General features: G+C 62.6%; 3 protein-coding genes. 2 read left to right on the forward strand and 1 reads right to left on the reverse strand.

Going from position 1 to position 6509, the window contains the following annotated elements:
* Positions 1 to 574 precede the first annotated feature (574 nt).
* Positions 575 to 1639, reverse strand: coding sequence for a 23S rRNA (cytidine(2498)-2'-O)-methyltransferase RlmM (rlmM, locus tag ACF8RA_RS24770; RefSeq protein ID WP_176684415.1), 1065 nt, complete (start codon positions 1637 to 1639; stop codon positions 575 to 577).
* 224 nt (positions 1640 to 1863) lie between these two features.
* On the opposite strand from rlmM, the gene acnA reads away from it, so the two are divergent.
* Together acnA and ACF8RA_RS24780 are read left to right on the forward strand one after the other, a co-directional pair.
* On the forward strand, positions 1864 to 4605 hold the full coding sequence (gene acnA, locus ACF8RA_RS24775) for an aconitate hydratase AcnA (RefSeq protein WP_392460322.1): 2742 nt from the start codon (positions 1864 to 1866) through the stop codon (positions 4603 to 4605).
* 251 nt (positions 4606 to 4856) lie between these two features.
* A complete protein-coding gene (locus tag ACF8RA_RS24780) occupies positions 4857 to 6422 on the forward strand; it encodes a PAS domain-containing methyl-accepting chemotaxis protein (protein ID WP_176684417.1) in 1566 nt (521 codons plus the stop codon).
* Positions 6423 to 6509: the final 87 nt, after the last annotated feature.

Consider the following 6509-nt stretch of genomic DNA (forward strand, 5'->3'; position numbering starts at 1 on the left):
TGGTTACTTTTTGTCGCGTTTGACAAAAAGTGACTCGCCGTAAGGGCGAAAAGGTGAGTCAGCGTCGCCATCGCAAATGGACGGTTCGCCGAGTCAAAACAGACGAGTTCGCTCTTTGCTTCTTGCTTCTTGCTTCTTGCTTCTTGCTTCTTGCTTCTTGCTTCTTGCTTCTTGCTTCTTGCTTCTTGCTTCTTGCTTCTTGGATGTGAGCATCCACATCAAGTAGGTATTCATTCGCGAAGGTGGCGCATAGTCACCTTTCCGCCCTTACGGCGGGTCCCTTTTTGTCGTGGCAAAAAGGAACCAAAAACCGTCGGCTCCCATCATCCGGCCCCTGCGCTGCGCTCCGGGGTCCCCTCGCTCCGGGCTTGCTCCCGGGAGGACCGCGCTGCAGGCCCCATCCTGGGGCCCAGCGCTTGACGGGCATCCATGCCCGTCACCTCCCTTCGCAAACCCTGCACTCGGCCTCCTGAAGTCGCAATCTGCGTCGCCTGAACTATCGCGCGCTTAGAAGCAACAGCAACAGCAACAGCAGAAGCAGAAGCAGAAGCAGAAGCAGAACGACGTGCTGGCCTCAGCGTGGCTTCAGATCGAGCCGCCGCAGGTGGCACGTCACTTCCTCGCGGTCGTGGTAAAGCTGCTTGCAGGCAATCGACACCCTGATCTTGCGTGCCTTGAATGTTGCCTCCATGCGGTCGAGCAGGCGCCGTACTTCGGCATAACGCTGCTTCATCGGCAACTTCAGGTTGACCACTGCCTCGCGGCACAACCCCTCACCCAGCCAGGTTTCGATCAGCGAGGTGGTACGCGCCGGCTTCTCGACGATATCGCACACCATCCAGTCTACCGGCTGCTTCGGCTGCCAGGTAAACCCATCGGCCATCAAGTGCTGGACCAGGCCGGTATCCATCAGGCTTTCGGCCATCGGCCCGTTGTCAATGGCTGTCACCAGCATGCCACGGCGCACCAGCTGGTAGGTCCAGCCGCCCGGCGAGGCTCCCAGGTCGACACCGGTCATGTCATCACCCAGGCGCTGCTCCCACTGCTCACGCGGAATGAATTGGTGCCAGGCTTCTTCCAGCTTGAGTGTCGAACGGCTAGGTGCCTCGCGAGGGAACTTCAGGCGCGGGATGCCCATGGGCCACAACGCGCTGTTGCTGGCCGATGCAACGCCGACAAATACCCGCCGGCCGCTGATGAAGGTCAGTAGCAAACGTGGGCGGCCAGGGTCGTCGACCAGGCGGCCGGCCTTCTCCAGGGCCTTGCGCAACGGCACTTCGAACTTTCGGCAAAAGGTAGACAATTCCTTGCCTTCGTTGCTGTCCAGCACCTCAAGCCACAAGCTACCGAACACCGGGAGATCGGCCAACTGCGCCAGCAGTACGCTGATGCGGTCACTTTCCGGCAGTTCGACGTAACCGCCACGTGCCCACTGCCGCGGGAAAATCAGCTGGTTGAAGCGCAGCTCCCCCATCAAGCGCTCGGCACCGCCCTCCTCGCTACAGACAAACTCGGCGCTGGCACTTTGCGGCTTGCCTTTGGCATAGCCGGCAATGCCCAGGCGGGCGGCATGTTCGCTGATTTCGGCGCAAACCTCGCCCTCGAAACCGGGCCGGCAATGCATGAACAGGGTATTCATCTCTCACTCCACTACGGCTGGCGCACCACAGGCGCCGGCAGGGCGGCGATGATAAAGGAAGTTCGGAACCTGCGACACGCCCCGCCGGTCCAGAAAAGGGTCAGGTAGCGTAAACCGGTCTAACCTGACCATTCAGCCAGGTCCGTGCCGTGCGGACCGATATAGAGCGGTGCTGCCGGCAAACCGTGAATATTTGCCGGGCACCGGTGCAGAAGGAGTTGGCAATGCCCTCGCTCGATAGCCTGAACACCCTCAAGCCCCTCAAGGTCGGCGACCAGACCTACCATTACTTCAGCCTCACCGAGGCCGCCCGCCAGCTGGGTGACCTGCAGCGTCTGCCCATGTCGCTGAAAGTGCTGCTGGAAAATCTGCTGCGCTGGGAGGATGGTGCGACCGTCACCGGCGACGACTTGCGCGCCATTGCCCACTGGCTGGGCGAACGGCGCTCCGACCGCGAGATCCAGTACCGCCCGGCGCGGGTGCTGATGCAGGACTTCACCGGCGTACCCGCCGTGGTCGACCTGGCGGCCATGCGCGCCGCCATGGCCAAGGCTGGCGGCGACCCGCAACGGATCAACCCGCTGTCACCGGTCGACCTGGTGATCGACCACTCGGTAATGGTCGACCGCTACGGCACGCCGCACGCCTTCGCCGAAAACGTCGACATCGAAATGCAGCGCAATGGTGAGCGCTATGCCTTTCTGCGCTGGGGCCAGAGCGCCTTCGACAATTTCCGCGTGGTCCCCCCGGGCACTGGCATTTGCCACCAGGTCAACCTGGAATACCTGGGCCGCACGGTGTGGACCCGTGAGGCTGATGGCCGCACCTATGCCTTCCCCGATACCTTGGTAGGCACAGACTCGCACACCACCATGATCAACGGCCTGGGCGTACTCGGCTGGGGTGTCGGCGGCATCGAAGCGGAAGCGGCCATGCTCGGCCAGCCGGTATCGATGCTGATCCCCGAAGTGATCGGCTTCAAGCTGACCGGCAAGCTGCGGGAGGGCATCACTGCCACTGACCTGGTGCTGACCGTGACGCAAATGCTGCGCAAGAAAGGCGTGGTGGGCAAGTTCGTTGAATTCTATGGCGACGGCCTGGCCGAGCTGCCCCTGGCCGACCGCGCGACCATCGCCAACATGGCACCGGAATACGGCGCCACCTGTGGTTTCTTCCCGGTCGACCAGGTCACCCTGGACTATCTGCGCCTTTCGGGCCGCCCCGAAGCGACCGTGCAGCTGGTGGAGCAGTACTGCAAGGCGCAGGGCATGTGGCGCCTGCCCGGCCATGAGCCGTCATTCAGCGACACGCTGGCACTGGACATGGACGAGGTCGAAGCCAGCCTGGCCGGGCCCAAACGGCCGCAGGACCGCGTAGCACTGGGCCAGGTCAGCCAAGCCTTCGACCACTTCATCGAGCTGCAGCCCAAACCGCTGACCAAAGAAGTTGGCCGCCTGGAAAGCGAGGGCGGCGGCGGTGTGGCGGTGGGCAACGCCGACCAGACCGGCGCAATCGACTACAGCCATCAGGGCCAGACCCATACCCTGCGCGATGGGGCCGTGGTGATTGCCGCGATCACCTCATGTACCAACACGTCCAACCCCAGCGTGATGATGGCTGCCGGGCTGGTGGCGAAAAAAGCACTGGAAAAGGGCCTGCAACGCAAACCTTGGGTCAAGAGTTCGCTGGCGCCGGGCTCCAAAGTCGTCACCGACTACTTCAAGGCAGCCGGGCTCACGCCTTACCTCGACCAACTCGGTTTTGATCTGGTCGGCTATGGCTGCACCACCTGCATCGGCAACTCCGGCCCGCTGGACGAGGCGATCGAAAAAGCCATTGGCAGCGCCGACCTCACCGTGGCCTCGGTGCTATCGGGCAACCGCAACTTCGAGGGCCGCGTGCACCCACTGGTCAAGACCAACTGGCTGGCCTCGCCCCCGCTGGTGGTGGCCTACGCCCTGGCCGGCAGCGTGCGCCTGGACCTGACACGCGACCCGCTAGGCTCAGGCAAGGACGGCCAACCGGTCTACCTGCGTGATATCTGGCCGAGTCAGCAGGAAATTGCCGAGGCTGTGGCCAAGGTCGATACGGCGATGTTCCACAAGGAATACGCCGAAGTGTTTGCCGGTGATGCGCAGTGGCAGGCCATCGAGGTGCCACAGGCCGCCACTTACGTGTGGCAGGCTGACTCCACCTACATCCAGCACCCACCGTTTTTCGACGGCATCGGCGGGCCGCCACCACAAATTGCCAATATTCACGGCGCACGGGTGCTGGCGCTGTTGGGCGACTCCGTGACCACTGACCACATTTCCCCCGCCGGCAACATCAAGACCGACAGCCCGGCCGGGCGCTACCTGCGAGAACAGGGTGTGGAGCCACGCGATTTCAACTCCTACGGTTCGCGGCGTGGCAACCATGAAGTGATGATGCGCGGCACCTTCGCCAACATCCGTATCCGCAACGAAATGCTCCCAGGTGAAGAAGGCGGCAACACCTTGCATGTGCCCACTGGCGAGAAGCTGTCGATCTACGACGCAGCCATGCGTTACCAGCAGGAAGGCACCCCGCTGCTGGTGATTGCCGGCCAGGAGTACGGCACCGGCTCGAGCCGCGACTGGGCAGCCAAGGGCACCAACCTGCTGGGGGTCAAGGCCGTGCTGGCAGAAAGCTTCGAGCGTATTCACCGCTCCAACCTGGTAGGCATGGGCGTGTTGCCGCTGCAATTCAAGGCCGGGCACAACCGCAAACAGCTGGGGCTGACCGGCAAGGAGCAGATCGACGTACTGGGGCTGGACGGCGCACATATCCGCCCCGGCATGAGCCTGTCCTTGCGCATTACCCGCGAGGATGGCCAGCAGGAACAGATCGAGGTGCTATGCCGGATTGATACCCTGAACGAGGTGGAGTACTTCAAGGCGGGGGGAATTCTGCATTATGTGTTGCGCCAGATGATCGCTGACTGAGACGGATAGCCTGGCACAAGATTTGTGCCGTTCTCTAAACCGAGCGCCGCGCGGGCGGCGCTTGGTTACATGGGCGCCGATGCCCCCACAGCCGCAAGCGTCCTAGTCCCGCGCGACAGGGCTGGCCCTTGGCCACCCATTCGGTCATCATCTGACTCACCCGTCATTGATGGCAATCAATGAACCAAATATCCATTCAATAAAACCAGCGGCTTGCCGATACCTGTCGAAAGCCCTGCGGACTATCACCCATGCGTAACAACCAGCCGATTACCCAGAGAGAACGGACTTTCCCTGCCCAGCAGCGGTTGATCTCCACCACCAACGCCAAGGGTGTGGTCACCTACTGCAACGATGCCTTTATCGAAATCAGTGGTTTCACCCGCGAGGAGCTGACTGGCGCACCGCACAACCTGGTGCGCCACCCCGACGTACCGCCTGCCGTGTTTGCCCATATGTGGCAAACCCTCAAGCAGGGCCAGCCGTGGATGGGTATCGTCAAGAACCGCTGCAAGTCCGGTGACCATTACTGGGTCAACGCCTATGTCACCCCCATCTTCGATAACAACCAGGTCGTCGGCTTCGAGTCGGTGCGGGTCAAGCCCACCGCCGAGCAGATCCGCCGCGCCGAGGCCCTGTACCAGCGCATCAACCAGGGCAAGCCGCCGGTACCGCGCCGCGACAAGTGGCTGCCGGTGCTGCAGGACTGGCTACCGTTCATCCTGATCAGCCAGATGGGCTTCCTGATCGGCAACTGGCTGGGTCATTCCTGGGGCTTTGCCTTGGCCGCAGGGCTTTCGGTACCACTGGGCCTGCTTGGTCTGAGCTGGCAGCAACGCGGCCTCAAGCGCCTGCTGCGACTGGCCGAGCAAACCACTTCCGACCCACTGATCGCGCAGATGTACACCGACAGCCGTGGCGTGCAGGCGCGCCTGGAAATGGCGATGCTCAGCCAGGACGCACGCATGAAAACCTGCCTGACGCGCCTACAAGACAGTGCCGAACACCTGAGCGACCAGGCACGCCAGTCCGATGCCTTGGCGCACAAGAGCTCTTCGGGGCTGGAGCGCCAGCGGGTGGAGACCGAGCAAGTCGCCGCTGCGGTAAACCAGATGGCTGCCACCACTCAGGAAGTGGCCAACCATGTGCAGCGCACCGCCGATGCCACCCAGGAAGCCAACCGCCTGACCAGCCAGGGCCGGCAGATTGCCGGAGAAACCCGCGAGGCCATCGAACGTCTGTCGGCGGCTGTGGGCGAGACCGGCCAGACGGTTACGCAACTGGCCAAAGACAGCGACGAGATTGGAGGCGTGGTCGACGTGATCAAGGGCATCGCCGACCAGACCAACCTGCTGGCGCTGAACGCAGCCATTGAAGCGGCGCGCGCCGGTGAAATGGGCCGTGGTTTTGCCGTGGTGGCTGATGAAGTGCGTCAGTTGGCCCAGCGCACCGCCGAATCCACCGGGCAGATTCACGGTTTGATCGCCAAGCTGCAACAGACCGCCAGCAACGCAGTACTGACCATGGAAACCGGCCACCGCCAGGCACAGGAAGGTGTTGATCGGGTTATGCAGGCTGACGAGGCGCTGGTAGGCATCAGCGAAGCGGTGGCCAATATTACCGACATGGCCACGCAGATTGCAGCTGCAACCGAGGAGCAGACCGCTGTGGCTGACGAGATCAGCCGCAACATCAGCACCATTGCCGAACTGGCCGACCAGACCGCCGAACAGGCGCAGCACTCGGCACTGCTGAGCGAAGAACTGACCAGCACGGCGGGCAGCCAGTATTCGCTGGTGGAGCGCTTCAACCGCTGAAGCTCGAGACTTCCGCTGGGGGTGACACCGGCTCTGCCGGTGTTCGCGGGTAAACCCGCTCCTACAACGGCTGTGCCGAACCACCGT

The organism is Pseudomonas sp. FYR_5, assembly GCF_043106315.1.
Lineage (GTDB): Bacteria > Pseudomonadota > Gammaproteobacteria > Pseudomonadales > Pseudomonadaceae > Aquipseudomonas > Aquipseudomonas putida_Y.

Bases quoted from the DNA above. Each gene is read 5' to 3' on its own strand.
- acnA (WP_392460322.1), top strand. From the start codon at position 1,864: ATGCCCTCGCTCGATAGCCTGAACACCCTCAAGCCCCTCAAGGTCGGC.
- ACF8RA_RS24780 (WP_176684417.1), top strand. From the start codon at position 4,857: ATGCGTAACAACCAGCCGATTACCCAGAGAGAACGGACTTTCCCTGCC.
- rlmM (WP_176684415.1), bottom strand. From the start codon at position 1,639: ATGAATACCCTGTTCATGCATTGCCGGCCCGGTTTCGAGGGCGAGGTT.